The organism is Saliniramus fredricksonii (assembly GCF_900094735.1).
Lineage (GTDB): Bacteria > Pseudomonadota > Alphaproteobacteria > Rhizobiales > Beijerinckiaceae > Saliniramus > Saliniramus fredricksonii.
On sequence record NZ_FMBM01000002.1, the window covers coordinates 850568 to 868798 of the forward strand.

At 63.5% G+C, this 18231-nt stretch carries 16 protein-coding genes; 10 read left to right on the top strand and 6 right to left on the bottom strand.

Going from position 1 to position 18231, the window contains the following annotated elements; translation table 11 throughout:
- Nucleotides 1-53: 53 nt before the first annotated feature.
- The 7 genes from GA0071312_RS10575 (at nt 54) to GA0071312_RS10605 (ending at nt 7934) form a co-directional block, all read left to right on the top strand.
- Nucleotides 54-572, top strand: a complete 519-nt coding sequence (locus GA0071312_RS10575; RefSeq protein ID WP_074444941.1) for a DUF488 domain-containing protein — start codon at nt 54-56, stop codon at nt 570-572.
- Nucleotides 487-1275, top strand: a complete 789-nt coding sequence (locus GA0071312_RS10580; protein ID WP_238947182.1) for a hypothetical protein — start codon at nt 487-489, stop codon at nt 1273-1275. The genes GA0071312_RS10575 and GA0071312_RS10580 overlap by 86 nt, the downstream gene beginning before the upstream one ends.
- Nucleotides 1276-1546: 271 nt before the next feature.
- Entirely contained in the window at nt 1547-3172 is a 1626-nt protein-coding gene (locus GA0071312_RS10585; protein ID WP_074444942.1) for an ABC transporter substrate-binding protein, read from the top strand.
- A gap of 135 nt (nt 3173-3307) precedes the next feature.
- Nucleotides 3308-4252 (top strand): ABC transporter permease, encoded by a 945-nt coding sequence (locus tag GA0071312_RS10590; protein ID WP_074444943.1) that lies wholly within the window; start codon nt 3308-3310, stop codon nt 4250-4252.
- A complete protein-coding gene (locus GA0071312_RS10595; protein ID WP_074444944.1) occupies nt 4249-5133 on the top strand; it encodes an ABC transporter permease in 885 nt (294 codons plus the stop codon). The genes GA0071312_RS10590 and GA0071312_RS10595 overlap by 4 nt, the downstream gene beginning before the upstream one ends.
- Complete coding sequence (locus GA0071312_RS10600) at nt 5130-6785, top strand: ABC transporter ATP-binding protein (protein ID WP_074444945.1); 1656 nt, start codon at nt 5130-5132, stop codon at nt 6783-6785. The genes GA0071312_RS10595 and GA0071312_RS10600 overlap by 4 nt, the downstream gene beginning before the upstream one ends.
- A gap of 21 nt (nt 6786-6806) precedes the next feature.
- Nucleotides 6807-7934, top strand: coding sequence for a M20/M25/M40 family metallo-hydrolase (locus tag GA0071312_RS10605; protein ID WP_074444946.1), 1128 nt, complete (start codon nt 6807-6809; stop codon nt 7932-7934).
- Here GA0071312_RS10605 and GA0071312_RS10610 read toward each other — a convergent pair.
- The gene (locus GA0071312_RS10610) at nt 7903-10161 is read right to left on the bottom strand and encodes a bifunctional diguanylate cyclase/phosphodiesterase (protein WP_165604008.1); all 2259 of its coding nucleotides are present in this window, start codon (nt 10159-10161) and stop codon (nt 7903-7905) included. The two genes, GA0071312_RS10605 and GA0071312_RS10610, sit on opposite strands and share 32 nt — an antisense overlap.
- A 44-nt stretch (nt 10162-10205) precedes the next feature.
- Complete coding sequence (locus GA0071312_RS10615) at nt 10206-11387, bottom strand: methyl-accepting chemotaxis protein (protein WP_238947183.1); 1182 nt, start codon at nt 11385-11387, stop codon at nt 10206-10208.
- A 520-nt stretch (nt 11388-11907) separates the two neighbouring features.
- On the opposite strand from GA0071312_RS10615, the gene GA0071312_RS10620 reads away from it, so the two are divergent.
- A complete protein-coding gene (locus GA0071312_RS10620) occupies nt 11908-12603 on the top strand; it encodes a Crp/Fnr family transcriptional regulator (RefSeq protein ID WP_083204499.1) in 696 nt (231 codons plus the stop codon).
- A 6-nt stretch (nt 12604-12609) separates the two neighbouring features.
- Here GA0071312_RS10620 and GA0071312_RS10625 read toward each other — a convergent pair whose 3' ends face one another.
- The 3 genes from GA0071312_RS10625 to msrB all read right to left on the bottom strand — a co-directional run bounded on the left by GA0071312_RS10625 (nt 12610) and on the right by msrB (nt 15396).
- Nucleotides 12610-12804 carry a con-10 family general stress protein gene (locus tag GA0071312_RS10625; RefSeq protein WP_108721861.1) on the bottom strand — a complete coding sequence of 65 codons (195 nt, stop codon included), beginning with the start codon at nt 12802-12804 and terminating at the stop codon, nt 12610-12612.
- 76 nt (nt 12805-12880) lie between these two features.
- Nucleotides 12881-14983 carry a S9 family peptidase gene (locus GA0071312_RS10630; protein WP_083204500.1) on the bottom strand — a complete coding sequence of 701 codons (2103 nt, stop codon included), beginning with the start codon at nt 14981-14983 and terminating at the stop codon, nt 12881-12883.
- Nucleotides 14980-15396, bottom strand: a complete 417-nt coding sequence (gene msrB, locus GA0071312_RS10635) for a peptide-methionine (R)-S-oxide reductase MsrB (protein WP_074444948.1) — start codon at nt 15394-15396, stop codon at nt 14980-14982. The genes GA0071312_RS10630 and msrB overlap by 4 nt, the downstream gene beginning before the upstream one ends.
- Nucleotides 15397-15706: 310 nt before the next feature.
- Between msrB and GA0071312_RS10640 the strand changes: the two genes are divergently transcribed.
- Nucleotides 15707-16132 (top strand): Ros/MucR family transcriptional regulator, encoded by a 426-nt coding sequence (locus tag GA0071312_RS10640; protein WP_074444949.1) that lies wholly within the window; start codon nt 15707-15709, stop codon nt 16130-16132.
- A gap of 93 nt (nt 16133-16225) precedes the next feature.
- The gene (locus tag GA0071312_RS10645; protein WP_131817774.1) at nt 16226-16699 is read left to right on the top strand and encodes an NUDIX hydrolase; all 474 of its coding nucleotides are present in this window, start codon (nt 16226-16228) and stop codon (nt 16697-16699) included.
- Between the two features lie 16 nt (nt 16700-16715).
- Here the strand turns inward: GA0071312_RS10645 and GA0071312_RS10650 are convergent, their stop codons facing one another.
- Nucleotides 16716-18221: an inorganic phosphate transporter gene (locus GA0071312_RS10650; protein WP_074444950.1), complete on the bottom strand. Its 1506-nt coding sequence runs from the start codon at nt 18219-18221 to the stop codon at nt 16716-16718.
- Between the last annotated feature and the right edge of the window lie 10 nt (nt 18222-18231).

The window sequence follows — 18231 nt, forward strand, 5'->3', positions numbered from 1 at the left end:
AAGGCGTGATCCGCCATCATCGGGCGCGATTCGGGGGTGAGGGAAGCGACGCGATGACGATGATCTTTACGATCGGCTATGAGGGCACCGATATCGAGCGCTTCGTGGCAACGCTGGAAACAGCGGGTATCCGCCAACTCGCGGATGTGCGTGCCGTTGCGGTTTCGCGCAAGAAGGGTTTTTCGAAGACAAAGCTGTCGGCGCGTCTCGCTGTGGCTGGCATCCGCTACGCCCATTTTCGCGCGCTCGGCGATCCGAAGCCGGGGCGGGAAGCCGCGCGCGCCGGGCGCCATGCAGAATTCTTGAAAATCTATACGAATCACCTTAGGTTGTATGAATCGCAGGATGCACTCGAGAATCTTGCGGATTATGTCGCCGATGAGCCGACCTGCCTGCTCTGCTATGAGCGCGATCCGGCAACCTGCCACCGCCTGATCGTCGCCGAGCGGATCGGCGAGCGCTTGTCGGCGGAGGTCTTTCATCTGTTTGCGGACAAGTTGGAAAAATACGGCCAACATGCTTCAGCAATCCCGCGCCCTGATCCTCGTAAAGGCCTTGCCGCAGCCGAGTAAGAAGCACAAGGAAACGGTGTGCTGCGCGGGCGTGACGGCGGATGGTTCGTGGAAGCGGCTCTATCCGATCCGGTTTCGGCAACTCGATGAGGGCAGTACGTTCCGCCGTTGGGATTGGGTCGATTTCGAGTACGCGCTTCCGCCGCAGGACAAACGCCGCGAGAGCTGCAAGGTCTTTGAGGATCGCATCCGCGTTGCCGGGCACATGAAGCAAAACGAGCGCGCCCGTTTCCTCAACCCGCTGATCGTGCCGTCGATCAATGAGGCTGCGGCCCGGGGAATGTCGCTGGCGCTGATCAGGCCGCGCCGGACATCGTTCCACTTCAAACGAAAATCAGCCGAGCGTATTGCAAGGGAGCGCGAGCATTTCGCTGCGGTCGAGCGGCAAACGAGCTTCCTTGATGCCGATCTGAAGGCGCTTGAGCCGACGCCATACGACTTCCGCTTCCGTTTCGAGGATAGCGGTCGCCGGCGTCATTTCATGTGCGGCGACTGGGAGGTGCACACGACCTTTCGCAAACGCCGTAACGAATATGGCAGCGACGAAGCGGCGCTCAAATGGATGGATGAGAAATTCAACGAGGAGTATCCACGCAAGGGCATGGCCTTCGCGGTTGGAAACGTCGCAAAGCGGCCCCAGACCTGGATGCTGCTGGGGGTCATCCGGCTCGATGAGGTCGCCCAGGGTGAACTGGACTTTTGATTCCGGATACGGCGCTTCGGAACCCGTCGCATGCCCGCCGCGATGGCAATGTCCCACTGATTGTGCAGAAATCGCCTTTCTCTTGAGCCCTGACTGCCGCCTCGTGCACAAACCCCCGCACAAGGCGGGGGAAACACGTTGCCGTGGCGTGTTGACATACCCGGGGGGTGGTGCTCGACTTCGCATGTCAGATGATACGACATGCCTGTGTGCAAGCATTCCAATCACAACGAGGGGCGCGCAGGGCAATCATCATGCGGAGGAGTCGACAATGAATGAAATCAGGAAATCCCGCCCGGCAGAATCATCGCTCGGGCTGCTCAGGCGGTCGCTCCTGGGCATGACGGCGCTCGGCGTCGCGACGGTCGGGCTCGGGGCCCTCGCGCAACCCGTCGAGGCGCAGACGCTGCGTGCGGTGAAGCACTCGGATCTGCGTGTGCTCGACCCGATCATCACCACTGCCTACATGTCGCGCAACCATGGTTACATGGTATTCGACACGCTGGTGGCGCTCGACGCGAATTTCGAAGTGCAGCCGCAGATGGCGGATTGGGAGATCTCGGATGACGGGATGACCTACCGTTTTACCCTGCGTGACGGGCTGATGTTCCATGACGGCGAGCCGGTGCGCCCCGCCGACGTGATCGCCTCGATCAGCCGCTGGGGTGAGCGCGATGGCATGGGCCAGGTGCTCATGACCTATATCGACAGCATGGAAGGCGAAGGCGATAACGTCGTCGTCATGAACCTGACCCAGCCCTATGGCCTGGTGCTCGACAGCCTGGCCAAGCCCTCATCGAACGTGCCCTTCATCATGCCCGAGCGGCTGGCAAACACGCCGTCGACCGAGGCGATTCCCGAGCAGATCGGCTCCGGCCCGTTCCGCTTCGTGCAGGACGAGTTCCAGCCCGGCGTGCGCGCCGTCTATCTCAAGAACGAAGACTACGTCCCCCGCGACGAGCCTTCGAGCTGGGCTGCCGGCGGCAAGGTCGTGAACGTCGATCGCGTCGAATGGGTGACCATGGCCGACGACCAGACGGCGCTTTCGGCGCTGCTCGCCGGTGAGATCGATTACTGGGAGCAGCCCCCGGCGGATCTTCTGCCGATCCTGGAAACCAATCCGGATCTCGTGGTGCGCAACCAGAACGAACTCGGCTACCAGACCATCGGGCGCATGAACTTCCTGCATCCTCCCTTCGACAACCAGCTGATCCGGCAGGCCGCTCTCGCCGCCCTGAACCAGCAGGATGTGCTCGACGCCATGATCGGTAATCCCGATCTCTACAATGTCTGCCCGGCCATGTTCGTCTGCGGCACGCCACTTGCCAGCGATGCCGGTGCGGAATTCGCGACCGAAAGCCACATGGATCGCGCCCGCGATCTGCTCGAAGAGGCGGGCTATGACGGCACGCCGCTGGTGATCATGCATCCAACCGATGTGGTGACCCTGCGCACTCAGCCTGTCGTCGCGACGCAGCTCCTGCGCGATGCCGGTTTCGAGGTCGATCTTCAGGCGATGGACTGGCAGACGCTGGTCGGGCGTCGCGCGAGCCAGGCCGCGCCGGACGATGGCGGCTGGAACATGTTCTTCACCAACTGGGTCGGCGCCGACGTGTTCAACCCGCTCGTGAACAACATGGTCAACGGGCGTGGCGCCGAAGGCGGCTGGTTCGGCTGGCCGGACGTTCCGGAAGCGGAAGAGTTGCGCAAGGCCTATGCCGAGGCGACTGATCCTGAAGAGCAGGTGGAATATGCTCGCCAGCTTCAGGAACTCGCCTATGACGAGGTGATGTACGTGCCCGTCGGCGAGTACATCGTTCCCGCATCCTGGTCCGCCAACCTTGAAGGGGTGCTGGACGGCCCGGCACCGTTCTTCTGGAATATCACGAAGAACTGACAAGCTTTCTCTTCCCCGGCCACCCTGCAAGAGGTGGCCGGGGTCGAAGCAATGTGAGCCCGCATGGTCGCGCGTCGTGAAGAGTGAACAACGCGTGTTCCGGGCATGTCCTTCCTCATCTCACGAGAGCGTCCGATGCTCGGCTATATCGTGCAGCGCATTCTCGCCGCGATTCCCGTCATGGGCTTCGTCGCCCTGTTCGTCTTCCTGCTCCTGCGCCTGACGCCGGGCGACCCGGCTGCGATCATCGCCGGCGACACGGCCACGCCGGCCCAGCTGGCGGCAATCCGCGAACGGCTCGGTCTGACCGATCCGATCCACATCCAGTTCTTCAACTGGATCAGTGATCTTCTGCGGGGCGATTTCGGCGTCTCGATCATCTCGGGTCAACCGGTGATCACGATGATCGCCGGGCGGCTGGAGCCGACCATCAGCCTGGCGCTGACGACGATCACCTTGTCGATCATCATCGCCGTGCCGCTGGGCGTGATCGCCGCCTGGAAGCAGGGTACGATCATCGACCGGCTGGTGATGGCGATTTCGGTGGTCGGGTTTTCGGTGCCGATCTTCGTCATCGGCTATGTCATGATCCAGATCTTCTCGATGCAGCTTGGCTGGTTGCCGGTTCAGGGCTTCCGCTCAATCACCGAGGGGGTAGGCCCGTTCGCGCAGCGCATCTTGTTGCCGACGCTTTCGCTGACGCTGCTCTATATCGCACTGATCGCGCGAATCACCCGCACCTCCATGCTGGAAATCCTGAACGAGGATTACGTGCGCACGGCCCATGCCAAGGGGCTCACCGAAACCCGCGTTCTGATGCGTCATGCGCTGCGCAATTGCGCCGTGCCGATCGTCACCGTGATCGGTATCGGCTTCGCGCTGATCATCTCCGGCGTGGTGGTCACCGAGAGCGTGTTCAACCTGCCAGGTGTCGGGCGCCTCACTGTGGATGCCGTTCTGGCGCGTGACTATCCGGTGATCCAGGCGGTGATCCTGCTGGCCTCGCTGGTTTATGTCGTCGTCAATCTCCTGATCGACATCGCCTATGTCTTCCTCGATCCGCGGATCCGCTACCAATGAGCACGCAAGTCGCCCCCACCAGTGGTTCGCCATCGCGCATGGCGCAGCTTCGCCAGGTCTTCTTCTCCAGCCCGATTGTGGCGTTTGCGTCGCTGATGCTGTTGCTGATCGTGCTTGCGGCGATCTTCGCGCCCTGGGTCTCGCCCTATGATCCGACGCGGCTTGCGCCGGCCACGCGGCTGAAGCCGCCGAGCGAATTGAACTGGCTGGGGACCGATGCATTCGGGCGCGACCTGTTCTCGCGTGTCGTCTATGGTGCGCGGATATCGCTGGTCGTGGGCGTCGGCGCCGCCGTCGCGGCCGTGCTGCTCGGCCTCGCCGTCGGCCTGATCGCGGGCTTCTTCCGGGCCCTTGATGCCATCCTGATGCGTGTCGTGGACGGGCTGATGGCGATCCCCAACATCCTGCTCGCCATCGCCATCGTGGCGCTCTCGGGCGCCAGCCTGTGGACGGTGCTGATCGCGATCACCATTCCGGAAGTGCCGCGCGTCGTGCGCCTGGTGCGCTCGGTCGTGCTCTCGGCCCGCGAGGAGCCCTATGTCGAGGCGGCTATGGCGGCCGGCTCCTCGACCTGGCGGATCCTGACGCGGCACCTGTTGCCCAATACCGTCGCGCCCCTGATCGTGCAGGGGACGTATATCTGCGCGTCCGCCATCCTGATCGAGGCGATCCTGTCCTTTCTCGGCGCCGGTATCAGCCCGGAAACGCCCACCTGGGGGAATATCATGGCCGAGGGGCGGATCTACTTCCAGATCAATCCCGGCATCATCTTCTGGCCGGGGCTGGTGCTGTCCGTCACCATTCTCTCCATCAATCTCGTGGGTGACGCGGTGCGCGATGCGCTCGATCCGCGCATGGCCAAGCGGGGGATCGACCGGTGAGCGATACGCTACTCGACATCCGCAATCTCGGCATCGGACTGGGTGGTGACCCGGGCTACGAGGTGGTCAAGGGGCTCTCCCTCGCCATCAAACCCGGCGAGACCATGTGCCTCGTGGGCGAATCCGGTTCCGGCAAGTCGCTGACTGCGCTTTCCGTGATGGGGCTCTTGCCCAAGGCTCTGGCGCCGACGCGCGGGGAGATCCTGCTCAAGGGCGAGAACGTCCTCAAAGCCTCGACGAAGCGCATGCGGGCCCTGCGGGCCACGGCCATGTCGATGATCTTCCAGGAACCGATGACGGCGCTCAGCCCTGTCCACCGCGTCGGCGACCAGATCGCGGAAGTGCTCGACGCCCATACGAGGCTCGATGGCAGGGCCCGGCGCAAGCGCGTGCTGGAGATGATGGAGCATGTGCATCTGCCGAATGTGGAGAGCCTGTATTACAGCTATCCACACCAGCTCTCGGGTGGCCAGCGCCAGCGCATCATGATCGCCATGGCGCTGATCCTGCGCCCGCAATTGCTCATTGCCGACGAGCCGACCACGGCGCTCGACGTCACCACCCAGAAGCAGATCCTGGCGCTGATCCGCGAATTGCGTGAGGAGCAGGGGACGGCGGTTCTGTTCATCACGCACGATATGGGCGTCGTTGCCGAGATCGCCGACGATGTAACCGTGCTGCGGCTGGGGGAAATCGAGGAGACGCGGCCGGTCGATGCGCTTTTGCGCGATCCGAAGACGGCTTACAGCCGTGCTCTGCTGCAGGCGGTCCCGAGTCTGATCCCGCGCCCGGCCCGCAAGCTCAATGACAGGCCGATCGTCCTGCAGACGACGGGTCTGGGCAAGACCTACGAATCGAGCGGCCTGTTTCGCAAGGGCCGCTCGGTGGTTGCGGCGAAGGATGTCAATCTCACGCTGCGCCAGGGGCAGACGCTCGGGATCGTCGGCGAATCGGGCTCCGGAAAATCCACCGTGGCGCGCTGCATCGTGCGGCTGATCGATCCGACGGAGGGCTCGATCCGGATCTCCGGCACGGAAGTCGCGGATATCTCGCAGCGCACGCTCAAGCCGCATCGCAAGAAGGTGCAGATCGTCTTCCAGGATCCGTTTCGCTCGCTCAATCCGCGCATCGAGGTGGGGGAATCGATCATCGAGGGGCCGACCAATTTCGGTGTGCCGCGCAAGCAGGCCATGGAGCGCGCGCGCGAGCTGATGGAGCTGGTCGGCCTGCCCGGATCGGCGCTCGATCGCTATCCTCACCAGTTCTCCGGCGGCCAGCGCCAGCGCATCGCCATTGCCCGCGCCATCGCCATGGATCCGGATCTGCTCGTCGCCGACGAGGCCGTCTCGGCGCTCGACGTCTCGGTCCAGGCGCAGGTGCTGGAACTGCTCGACGACATTCAGAAGCGGCTCGGCATCGGCTTGCTCTTCATCACCCACGATCTGCGCGTCGCTGCCCAGATCTGCGACGATGTCATGGTGATGCAGCACGGCAATGTGGTGGAATACGGGCCGGCGGCGACGGTGCTGGGTGATCCCAAGACCGATTACACGCGCGCGCTGATCGAGGCGGCGCCGGGGCGCGACTGGGATTTCGGCAATTTCCGCCCGGTCTCGGAGACACTCGCCACGCTCAAGCAGAAACAAACATAACGAATTCCCGGGAGAGAAATCATGGATATCAAGGCACTGCCCTTCGACGCGGATGCGATGCTCGAAGGGCTTCGCCCATGGATCGAATGCGAGAGCCCGACTTGGGATGCCGCCGCTGTCAACCGCATGATGGATCTCGCTTCCTGCGAACTCGCCTGCATGGGCGCCACCATCGAGCGGATTCCGGGCCGGATGGGGCTCGGCGACAGCGTGCGTGCGCGCTTTCCCCACCCCGATGCCGGCGAGCCCGGTATCCTGATCCTCGGCCATCTCGACACGGTGCATCCGGTCGGCACGCTGGAGAAACTGCCCTTCCGGCGCGACGGGGATATCTGCTACGGGCCCGGCATCTGCGACATGAAGGGCGGGAACTATCTCACCCTCGAAGCCATCCGCCAGCTCGCCCGCGCCGGTATCGAGACGAAGCTGCCGGTGACGATCATGTTCACCCCCGACGAGGAGATCGGCACGCCCTCCGTGCGCGATCTCATAGAGGCGGAGGCTTCGCGCGCGAAAGTGGTGCTCGTGCCCGAGCCCGGTCGCGACAAGGGCGGTGTCACCTCCGGTCGCTACGCGATCGCGCGATTCAATATCGCCACGATCGGACGTCCCAGCCATGCCGGTGCCCGGCTTTCCGACGGGCGCTCGGCCATTCGCGAGATGGCACGGCGCATCATCCAGATCGAGGAGATGACCACGGAGGCCTGCACCTTCTCCGTCGGCGTGATCCATGCCGGGCAATGGGTGAATTGCGTCTCCTCACGCGCCGATGCCGAGGTGCTGACCATGGCCAAGCGCCAGGAGGATCTCGATGCGGGCGTGCAGAAGATGCTCTCCCTCGCCTCATCGGGCGAGGTCGTCTTCGATGTGCGGCGCGGCGTGACGCGCCCGGTCTGGGAGGTCGATCAGCGCGGGCTCGAACTCTGCGCCATGGCCGAGGATTTCCACAAACAGGTCGGCATGCCGTTCTATCACGAGAGCTCCGGCGGGGGCTCCGACGGCAATTTCACCGGCGCGATGGGCATCCCCACGCTCGACGGTCTCGGCGTCGAAGGCGCGATGATGCACACGCTTCAGGAGCATATTCGCATCGAGACGCTCGCGAGCCGCGGCCGCGTCATGGCCGGGCTGCTGGCGAGCCTGTCCTGAGCCGGGCAGGGGCGGTGAAGCCGCGCAGGTAAGCGGCCACCTCCCGTCGCGGGAGGGGGCGGGCGATGAGATAGCCTTGCGCGTAATCGCAGCCCTGTTCCTCCAGAAACTGGTACTGCGCGACGCTCTCGACCCCCTCCGCGACGGCTTCCATGCCGAGCGAATGCGCCAGCGTGATGATGGTGCGCGTCAGGATCGCGTTATCAGGCTCACGTGCGATGTCGCGGACGAAGGACCGGTCTACCTTGAGGCAATCCACCGGAAAACGCTTGAGATGGGTCAGCGAGGCGTAGCCGGTTCCGAAATCGTCGAGGGAGACGCGGATGCCGTGGGCGCGGAGGGCGGCGAGCGTATGGGCGATACAGTCATCGCCGCCATCGAGCAGGACATGCTCGGTGACCTCGATTTCGAGCGTAGCCGGCGGCAGGCCGTGCTTGTCGAGAAGGCCCAGCACGCGCGTGACGAAATCGTCCTGACGCAGCTGCATTGCGGCCACGTTCACCGCCACGCTGCCCGGTGCGAGACCGGCATCGACGAGATTGCGGATGGTGGCGAGCGCCAGATCGAAGATGCGATAGCCCAGGGCCACGATCAGCCCGTTCTCTTCCGCCACCGCGATCATCAGCGGCGGCGGGACCGGTTCACCCCCGCGCTGCCAGCGCACGAGCGCCTCGAAGCCGGTATGGCGGCCATCCTTGAAGGATGTCTTGGGCTGGAGCGCGATCTCGATTTCGTCGGCGAGCAGCGCCACGGCGAGGTCGTCGGCGATGGCGCGGCGTTCCTCCAGCTCGGCCTTCATCGCGGGATCAAACAGGCAGAGCGTACCGCGCCCGCGCGCCTTGGCCTGATAGAGTGCGATATCAGCGTGCTTGAACACTTCCTTGGCGGTGCGCGCATCCTCGGAAAGCAGGGCCAGACCGATGCTGCAACGGGGCGCGACGCTGCGGCCCTGGATGCGCACGGGCGCATCGAGCGTGGCGAGCAGATCCTCGCCATAGGCCTGCGCTTCCGCCATATCCGCCAGACGCGGAACCACGATGGCGAATTCGTCACCGCCGATCCGGGCCACGGTTTCGCCTTCGCGGGCATAGGCGGATAACCGTTCGGCCAGGGTGGTGATCAGATGATCCCCGGCATCATGGCCGAGCGTGTCGTTGATCTGCTTGAGATTATCGAGATCGAGGAAGAACAATGCACCGCAATTGCCATCCTTGCGACGCGCGCGCATCGCGGCAGCCAGCCGTTTTGCCAATGCCTTGCGGTTGCCGAGCCCGGTCAGCGGGTCCCGCTCGGCCTGTTTGCGGATGAGCGTCTCGGCGCGCTTCAGCGCAGTAATGTCGGTGCGGATACCGACGAGATGGCCCGAGGGCGAGCGGCTTTCGCGCACCTGCACCCAGCGCTCGTCGCCGGTATCGCGCAGGAAGGTATGACCGCTTTCCGCGTGCATGCGCATGCATGCGTCGATCCAGGCCTTCTGTCGACCCGGACTGTTGCCGGCCTGCGGAAACTGGCCTCGGGCGACCCCCATATGCAGCATTTCCGCAAAGCTCATGCCGAGGCGAATGCCATCGGCCATCTTGGGATAGGTTTGCAGAAAGCCCTCATTCCACAGGATCAGCCGGTCATCGGCGTCGAAGGCGGCGATGCCGTCGGGAATGGCCTCGATCACGTCGCGCAACAGCGTCTCTGCCCGGGTGCGGGCCTCGATCTCCGCCGCACGCTCGGCTTCGGCAATCTTGCGCTCGGTCACGTCGATGCGGATAGCCAGATAGCCCTTGATCTGCCCGTCATCGCCCTTGATCGGCGCGATGGTGCTGTCCACCCAGTAGAGCTTGCCGCATTTCGCGCGATTACAGATCTCACCGCGCCAGGTCCCGCCTGACGCGATGGTGCGCCACATGGTGACGAAATAATCTTTCGGATGAACACCCGAATTGAGGACGGCATGGGTCTTGCCGACCAGTTCCTCACGCGTGTAGCCGCTGATCCGGCAAAAGGGTTCGTTGACCGCGGTGATCACGCCGCGTCGATCGGTGATCCCCACGATCGCATGCTGGTCGAGGGCCGTCTGATAGGCGAGCAGTTCGGTCTCGATGCGCTCCAGATCACTGACGGCCCGTGCCATCCGGCGCGTCTTCTCTTCCCAGGCGCAATCGAGATCGATTTCCTCCATCGACCGGATATCCTCCTCTCCGGCGCCTGAGTGAATGACCGAGATATTCCGCATGCGTGTCGCCTCGTCTGATCTGTTCCGGACCTTGGCGCGTGAGCTCAGATCTTGCGCACCTGTTCGATGAAATCCGCGACCGCCCGGGCGACGCGCTCGCATTCCGCATCGACCGTCGAGGCACTTGTTGTCATGCTCTTTCCCGACTCCGCCGAACGCCGCGCTGCCTGCGCGACGTCACCCATCGCCTGGCTCACCGACGCGCTGCCGGTGGCTGCTTCGGTGACCGAGCGCGAGATCTCGCTCGTCGTCGCCGCCTGCTCCTCGACCGCAGCCGAGATCGCCACCGAAGTCTCGTCGATCGTGTCGATGGTGGTGGAGATGCGCCCTATGGCGGAGACGGTGGATTGCGTCGATTCCTGGATGGCGGCGATCTGCTCGGAGATCTCCTCGGTCGCCTTGGCGGTCTGGGATGCGAGGTTCTTCACTTCCTGGGCGACGACGGCGAAGCCCTTGCCGGCTTCTCCGGCGCGGGCAGCCTCGATCGTGGCGTTGAGGGCGAGCAGGTTGGTCTGGCCGGCGATGTTCTGGATCAGCGAGACGATCTGGCCGATCTTCTGGGACGCATCCGCGAGGGCCTGCACGCTCTGCGAGGTTTCCCGGGCCTCCTGCACGGCATTCTTCGTGATCCCGCGTGACTGGTCCACCTGGCGCGAGATCTCGCTGATGGAGCTGTCGAGTTCCTCGGCTGCGGCGGCGACGGCCTGGACATTGGCACTGGTCTGCTCGGCCCCTGAGGAGGCGGAGGTTGCCGTCTCGGTCGCTTCACGGGTCGAGCCGATGACACTATCGGCGGCGTCGCGCATGCTGCCATTGGCACGACGCACGCCCTGCATGGCTTCTTCCATGATGGCATCAAAGGCATCGATGGAATTCGACAATTCCGTGATCACCGACCAGGTCAGGGCGGCGGCGACGTAGCGGCCCTGAACGTCGAAGACGGGGGTGATGTTGAGATCCATCCGCTCCGGGCCGAGCTTGATCTTGGCCCGCCAGGGCAGGTTCTTCGGATCGGCCACGATGGCGCGCTGGTGCTCCGGGCGAGCGTGGAAGACGTCAAAGGAGCTGCCGATGATCCTGTCCGGATCAAAGCCTTTCGGCAGATGTGCGCGGATGCGCTTCAAGGTCTCGATACTGGTGCGGTTGGCATGCGTGATGATGCCGGTTTGCGGATCGAGGGCGAGAATGTTGACCGGCAGGTTGTCCGCCAGAACGGCGAAGGACAAGGTGCTTGCCGTAAGGGAAGTTGTATCGTGTGCCAGATTTTCCGCGCGCCTGGTGCGCGCGAGATTGAATAAAGCCATGGTGATCCCCCAACCACTCCGCACTTCCCGTTTTCAGTTAGGGCAGATGCGTTTCTTGTGCGAATAATCGCGTTTTCATGTGTCAAAAATTTTGCATATATCGGCTTTCTGAATCGTTAAAACTTTTGTTTAGCCACTCAATACGAAGAAGACGTTTTTATAGCAGAAGCACAACTTCGAATTCTATTTTAAAGATAAAACTGAAACTGATATTGACATAAGGTTGTGTAAAAATGCAGGCTCCGAGCCAAAGCCGATCGTCCATGGGTTTTGCTTGTCGTCTTGCATAGATTACTTTGCGAATTTGCTCATCTAGATTTTACATTCACAATATGTGAACCAGATTCGGCCCGGTTTCGTTGAGCCCGGGCAAAGTGTCGCCCCGGCCAGCGCCCCCGGCTGTCGGCGCGGACGATTCCCGGCGGCGGGAAGGAGAATTGGCGTGGAAAACCTGATCTTGCGGGCCTTCTCGCAGGAGGCGCGCGGATTTCTCGCAGAGTATGCGCTCAGGCGTCCGGTTGCGACCGGCGAGGTGCTCTATGCCGACAAGATGCCCTTCACCCATGCCGTATTCCCGCATACCGGCATCATTTCCTTGATGGGTCAGCGGGAAAACGGCACGCTTGCGGAAAAGGCGGCCATTGGCAATGAGGGCTTTCTCGGCCTCGCGGTGATCCTCGGAGCGGGCCACTCGCTGAGCAATTCCGTGGTGCGGGTTGCAGGAGAGGTGAGCTATATCCCGATGTCGGCCATGCATGAGGCCGGGGAGCGCTTTGCCTGCTACAGGCTGATCATGATGCGTTATGCGCAGTCGCTCGTGGTGCAATTGATGGAATCCGTCGTCAGCGCGCGACTCGATCAGGCCGAGGCGCAGGTCGTAAACTGGCTGCTTTTCGCCAATCGCCGCATGCACGACTCGGCTTTCGTACTGACACAGGATTCGCTGGCCGAAGTCCTCGGTCTGCGCCGCGTGACCGTGGGTGGGGTCTGGTCGAAGCTCAAGCGCGAAGGTATCATCAGCTACTCCCGCGGATTGCTGCAAATCAAGGATCTACGAGCTCTGGAGGCTTATGCCAGCGAAAGCCATGGCCGTACGCTCGATGCCTTCGCCTGGCAGGTTGCTCCACACGAGACATAGCGCCTTTCACGGGACATCCGGACGCTTCGGCGTCTGCGATGTCTGCCCGCCTTTGCGGCCGGCCTGGGATGCCAGTTCGCGGTTCTGGGCGAAGGACCGCTTGCCGGCCGGCACGCTCTGACCGCCCTTGCTGGCGATCTCGCGCTGCTTCTCCGGACTCATGGATGCAAAACCGCGCTTCGACGTTTTCTTCTCCGCCATCATGATCCTCCGAACGGCGACGCCCCGGGCGATAAACTGCCGAGGTCGCCCGGAGGTTCCAGAGACGGAAGTCATTTCATGACGCATGCCCGGTGCAGGCGAGGGCGAAGGCGTAGACGAGGGCGGTCTCCTCCAGCTGCCGGAAGCGCCCCGAGACGCCGCCATGGCCGGCATCCATGTTGGTGCGCAGGAGGATCGGCCCGCCACTTGTCATCGTCGCGCGCAGCCGCGCCACCCATTTCGCCGGCTCCCAATAGGTTACACGCGGATCCGAGAGGCCGGCCAGGGCGAGGATCGGGGGATAGGGCTGCGCCGTGATCGCGTCATAGGGCGAATAGCTGCGGATCAGGTCGAAGGCCTCCCGACTCTCGATCGGATTGCCCCATTCCGGCCATTCTGGCGGCGTCAGCGGCAACTCGGCATCGAGCATGGTGTTGAGCACATCGACGAAGGGCACATCCGCGAGAATGCCGGCGAACATGCCGGGATCCATATTGGCGACCGCCCCCATCAGCATGCCGCCGGCGCTGCCGCCATGGGCGACGATCGCGCCGCGCCGGGTGAAGCCCTCATCGGCGAGGGTTTGCGCGCAGGCGAGGAAATCGGTGAAGGTATTGGGCTTGTGTTCGCGCTTGCCGCTCTCGTACCAGTGCCAGCCCTTCTCGGTGCCGCCGCGTATATGGGCGATCGCATAGACGAAGCCGCGATCGACCAGCGAGAGGATGCTGGTGCGAAAGCTCGCCGGCATGGCAATGCCGTAGGCGCCATATCCATAGAGCAGACAGGGCGCGGGGCCGGTATCGCGCGCATCGCGGCGATGGATCAGCGAAATCGGGACCTGCGCGCCATCGGGGGCCTGCGCAAGGATACGCCGCGTGACGTAGTCGTCGGGGTCATGGCCGCTCGGCACGTCCTGGGTCTTGCGCAGGGTGCGCTCGCGCGACGCCATGTCGTAATCCCAGACCTGCGCCGGTGTCGTCAGCGAGGAATAGCCGAAGCGCAGAATCTCGGTGTCGTATTCGAAGCCCGGCTGCATCGAGAGGGAAAAGGCTTCCTCGTCGAAGGCGATGATGTGTTCTTTGCCGCTCTCCCATTCCCGGATGACGATGCGCGGATTGGCGTCCTCGCGCTCAAGCCGGGCGAGATGGCGGGCGAAGGGGAGGGCGGAAGTGATCATCACGCCCTTGCGGTGCGGAACGAGATCGCGCCAATGCGCGCGCTCCGGCGTGGCGAGCGGCGCAGTGACGATGCAAAAATCCTCGGCGCCACCGGCATTCGTCGTGATGACGAGGCGCTTCCGCTCAAGGTGATGCTCGACATCATAGAGCATGCCCGTCTCACGGGCCGCGACCAGGCGCGGGGGCGCATCAGGCGCCTCCAGATCGATCAGCCGCGCCTCGCTCGTCTCGTGATCGGCGATGCCGATGACGGCGAAGCGCCCGGAGCGGGTTTCGTCGAGCGAGACGAACCAGCCGGGTTCCGGCTCCTCGTAGACGAGAGCGTCGGCGCTTTCCGGCGTGCCGAGCACGTGGTGTTTGACGCGGACGGGGCGGTGATTGTCGTCGCGCTCCACATAGAAGAAGCTCTTGCCGTTGCGCGCCCAGACGAGATCGCCGGCAGCCTCTGTTACGGTATCGTCGTGATCGATCCCGGTCTGCGCATCGCGGATGCGGATTGTATAGCTCTCCGAACCCTCGGTATCGCTCGACCAGGCGATGAGCCGGTGGTCGGGGCTGTGATCGACGCCGCCGAAGGCGAAATAGGCATGGCCGTCGGCGAGCGCATCACCGTCGAGCAGCAGCGTCTCCTCGCCGCCATCGCGCGGTGTGCGGCAGAAGAGCGGGTGCTCGCCGCCCTCGCGAAAGCGCCGGTAATAGGCGAAGGGGCCGTGAGGCGCCGGGACGGAGGAATCATCCTCCTTGATCCGCCCGCGCATCTCCGCGCGCAAGGTCTCGCGCAGGGTCGCGAGGGGCGCGGTGACGGCCTCGGTATGGGCGTTCTCCGCTTCGAGATGCGCGCGGATCGGGGCCGGCAGGGTGGCGGGGTCGTCAAGCACGTCACGCCAGTTCTCGGCACGAAGCCAGGCGTAATCGTCGGAAAGCGCGATGCCATGTGCATGCGTCACCTGCTCCCGCCGCTCGGTGACGGGAGGCTTGGCTTTTGCCAGTTTGATGCTCATTCTTCGTCCGGGATGAAATCGAGGGCGTGGCCGTTCATGCAGTAGCGCAGGCCCGTGGGGCGCGGGCCGTCATTGAAGACATGCCCGAGATGCGCTTCGCAGCGTGCGCAGTGGGTCTCGGTACGGCGCATGAACCAGGAGCGATCGACACGCTCACCGATCGCGTCCGGGGCGATCGGTTCATAGAAGCTCGGCCAGCCGGTGCCGGAATCGAATTTGGTCTCTGATCGAAACAGCGCATTGCCGCAACATATGCAGCGATAGAGGCCGTCGCGCTTTTCGTCCCAGTGCGGTCCGGAAAAGGCAGGCTCCGTCGCTTCCTTGCGGGTAACCTGGTATTGCTCCGGCGTGAGTTGTTCGCGCCATTCTTCGTCGCTCTTGACGATTTTCTCCTGAGCGGGAACGTCACTCATGCTTTTACTCCATCCCAAGGGGCGCCGCAGGCGGCATCGGATCTCTTTCCATGCGTAATATGGGACGCCATCGACGATTCGGCCATAGGTCACGTTGCGAAGGAAAGCACCGGTTAAATACCTTGAATTGCTTCTTGCAATCTTGGCAATCATTGACTAAGCCTGAGGATGTTATGTTCGATACCGGCAATATAACAGGCCGTTCCGCTTTACGTCCGCAGGATGGCCGGTGCCGTAAAAAAAGAATATTCTGGAAGAAACCGGTTCGCGAGGCCTCCATCCACAAAAACCTCAGGGAATCGCAACAGCAATGAGCGAAGAAAATCGCGCTGAATTTATCGACCTGACCGCCGATATCGTCTCGGCTTATGTCAGCCACAATCCGGTTCCGAGTGCCGATCTGCCAGGCCTGATCGCCGATATCCACGGGGCCCTCGCCGGCCTTGCCGGCAAGGCGGCGGAGCTGCCTGCGGAGCCGCCCAAGCCGGCTGTGCCGATCAAGCGTTCCGTCACGCCGGATTTCATCATCTGTCTGGAAGATGGCAAACAGTTCAAGTCACTCAAGCGTCATCTGCGTACGCAATACGACATGACTCCCGAGGAGTATCGGGAGAAGTGGGGTCTGTCGGCGGATTATCCGATGGTCGCACCGAACTATGCCCGGGCCCGCTCCGAGCTCGCCAAGGAAATGGGCCTCGGCCAGCAACGGCGCAAGCGGCGCAGCACACGCAACTGATCCGCTGCGCACCCGGCGCCATACGATTGTACAGCAGGCGCGCAGCTGCTAATTGCTGCTGAAGATTCTTCCGCGCAATTGCAGGAGTGCGCCTTGCTGTCATCCCTGATGCGCCGTGCCGGTCATGCCGATGGGGTCGACCCGGTTATCCAGGTCGGCGCGATCCCCTACCGTATCATGGATGGTCATGTGGCCTTCCTTTTGGTCACGTCACGTCGCACGGGTCGCTGGATCTACCCGAAGGGCGCCATCATCGATGGTATGACAGCGGCCGAAAGCGCTGCCTGCGAAGCGTTCGAGGAGGCAGGTGTCGAGGGGGAGGTCTGGCCCGAGCCGTTCGGCAGTTACGACACGGTCAAGATCAAGGGCATGACCCGGACGCCCCTGCGCGTGGCGCTCTACCCGCTCGAAGTGACCCGGCAGCTCGACCCGTGGAAGGAGTCGCGCCAGCGGCATCGCCATTGGGCCTTGCTGCCGGAGGCGCGCCGTCTTCTGTCGGAGCCGCGCCTCGTCGAGGTCACAAAGAGCCTGCATGCGCATTTGCGCAAGCGCGAGGCGATCGCCTGAAAGGCCAGCATTTCCATCAGAAATCGGCGAAGGCCTGCATCAGGAGATAGAGCAACCCTGCCAGCGTGCCAGCCGCCGGAACCGTCACGATCCATGCCGTGATGATACCCAGCGCGTGCCGGCGCCGTACCAGTTGCCGGCGCTCGCGCTTTTGCGCCTTGGCAATGGCGTCCTCGGGTGTCTTGTTCAGCTTGTCGACCCGCAGGAAGAGCGAGGTCGGCTGCACGGCCGGGTTGGGCACCCCCTTGTTCATCAGCGCCTCGCGCAGGAAGCCGACACCGAAGATCGCGCCCACGGCGATATGCGTCGAGGAGACCGGCAGGCCGAGCGCCGAGGCGATCAGCACCGTGATCGCAGCGGCAAGCGCGACGCAATAGGCGCGGATCGCGTCCATCCTGGTGATCTTCTCGCCCACCATCCTGATCAGTCGCGGCCCGAACAGGGCGAGGCCGACGGCAATGCCGATCGCGCCGATCACCAGAACCCAGAGCGGCAGGGCGACGCGTCCCACTTCCGACGATCCCGTCTCTGCGGCGGCGACGATGGCCGCGAGCGGCCCGACGGCATTGGCGACGTCGTTGGCGCCATGGGCGAAGGAAAGCAATGCAGCGGCAAAGATCAGCGGCACGGTGAACAGGTTGGCGATATGCTTGCGACGGTTCTCGATATGCCTGGCACGCTCGGCCACCCATGGCCGCGACATGCCCCAACCGATCAGGAAGAAGACCAGGCCGAGCGCCAGGACGGTCAGGGCGGAGGGGTTCCAGATGCGCGAGAAGCCTTTATTGGCCAGATACATGGCGAAAACGCCGGTCATCAGCCCGACCATCACCGGAACCCAGCGCCGTGCCGCCGCAACACGATCCTCGCGCAACAGGATCGACCATTTGACGAAGCCGAGCAAAGCTGCGGCAATCAGTCCGCCGAGGCCGGGTGAGATCACCCAGCTCGCCACGATCGCGCCGATCATCGGCCAGTGTACCACCCAGAATCCCGCCGCCGCGATCCCGGCACCCACCACACCACCAACCACGGAATGCGTGGTCGAGACCGGGGCGCCGAGACAGGTCGCGAGGTTGATCCACATCGCTGCGGCGAGGAAGGCCGACATCATGACCAGGATGAATTGCAGCGCCGGCATCGCATCATCCGGACGCAGGAGGTCGCGCGAAACCGTGTTGACCACGTCACCGCCGGCAAGGATCGCGCCGGCTGCCTCGCAGAAAGCGGCGATGACGAGGGCGCCGCCGAGCGAGAGGGCACGGCTGCCCACTGCCGGGCCCATATTGTTGGCCACGTCATTGGCGCCGACATTGAGCGCCATATAGGCCGCGATCACCGCTGCCGCGATGACGAACCAGCTCAGCGGTCCCTCGATCACGAACAGGCTCGCCAGAGTGATTGCACCGATGAAGAAGACGAGCAGCAGGCCCGGCATCGCCATCGCACGCGCGCGTGACGCGGTCGCCGTCTCCAGCGTGTCGACCTTGCCGAGATCCTTGTCGAGTGTACTCTTCGCCACCTTTGCGCCC

What these genes read in the sequence shown, in the direction of transcription:
- GA0071312_RS10575 (WP_074444941.1), top strand. Translation starts at nt 54, where the DNA reads ATGACGATGATCTTTACGATCGGCTATGAGGGCACCGATATCGAGCGC.
- GA0071312_RS10585 (WP_074444942.1), top strand. Translation starts at nt 1,547, where the DNA reads ATGAATGAAATCAGGAAATCCCGCCCGGCAGAATCATCGCTCGGGCTG.
- GA0071312_RS10590 (WP_074444943.1), top strand. Translation starts at nt 3,308, where the DNA reads ATGCTCGGCTATATCGTGCAGCGCATTCTCGCCGCGATTCCCGTCATG.
- GA0071312_RS10595 (WP_074444944.1), top strand. Translation starts at nt 4,249, where the DNA reads ATGAGCACGCAAGTCGCCCCCACCAGTGGTTCGCCATCGCGCATGGCG.
- GA0071312_RS10605 (WP_074444946.1), top strand. Translation starts at nt 6,807, where the DNA reads ATGGATATCAAGGCACTGCCCTTCGACGCGGATGCGATGCTCGAAGGG.
- GA0071312_RS10610 (WP_165604008.1), bottom strand. Translation starts at nt 10,161, where the DNA reads ATGCGGAATATCTCGGTCATTCACTCAGGCGCCGGAGAGGAGGATATC.
- GA0071312_RS10625 (WP_108721861.1), bottom strand. Translation starts at nt 12,804, where the DNA reads ATGGCGGAGAAGAAAACGTCGAAGCGCGGTTTTGCATCCATGAGTCCG.
- GA0071312_RS10630 (WP_083204500.1), bottom strand. Translation starts at nt 14,983, where the DNA reads ATGAGCATCAAACTGGCAAAAGCCAAGCCTCCCGTCACCGAGCGGCGG.
- msrB (WP_074444948.1), bottom strand. Translation starts at nt 15,396, where the DNA reads ATGAGTGACGTTCCCGCTCAGGAGAAAATCGTCAAGAGCGACGAAGAA.
- GA0071312_RS10640 (WP_074444949.1), top strand. Translation starts at nt 15,707, where the DNA reads ATGAGCGAAGAAAATCGCGCTGAATTTATCGACCTGACCGCCGATATC.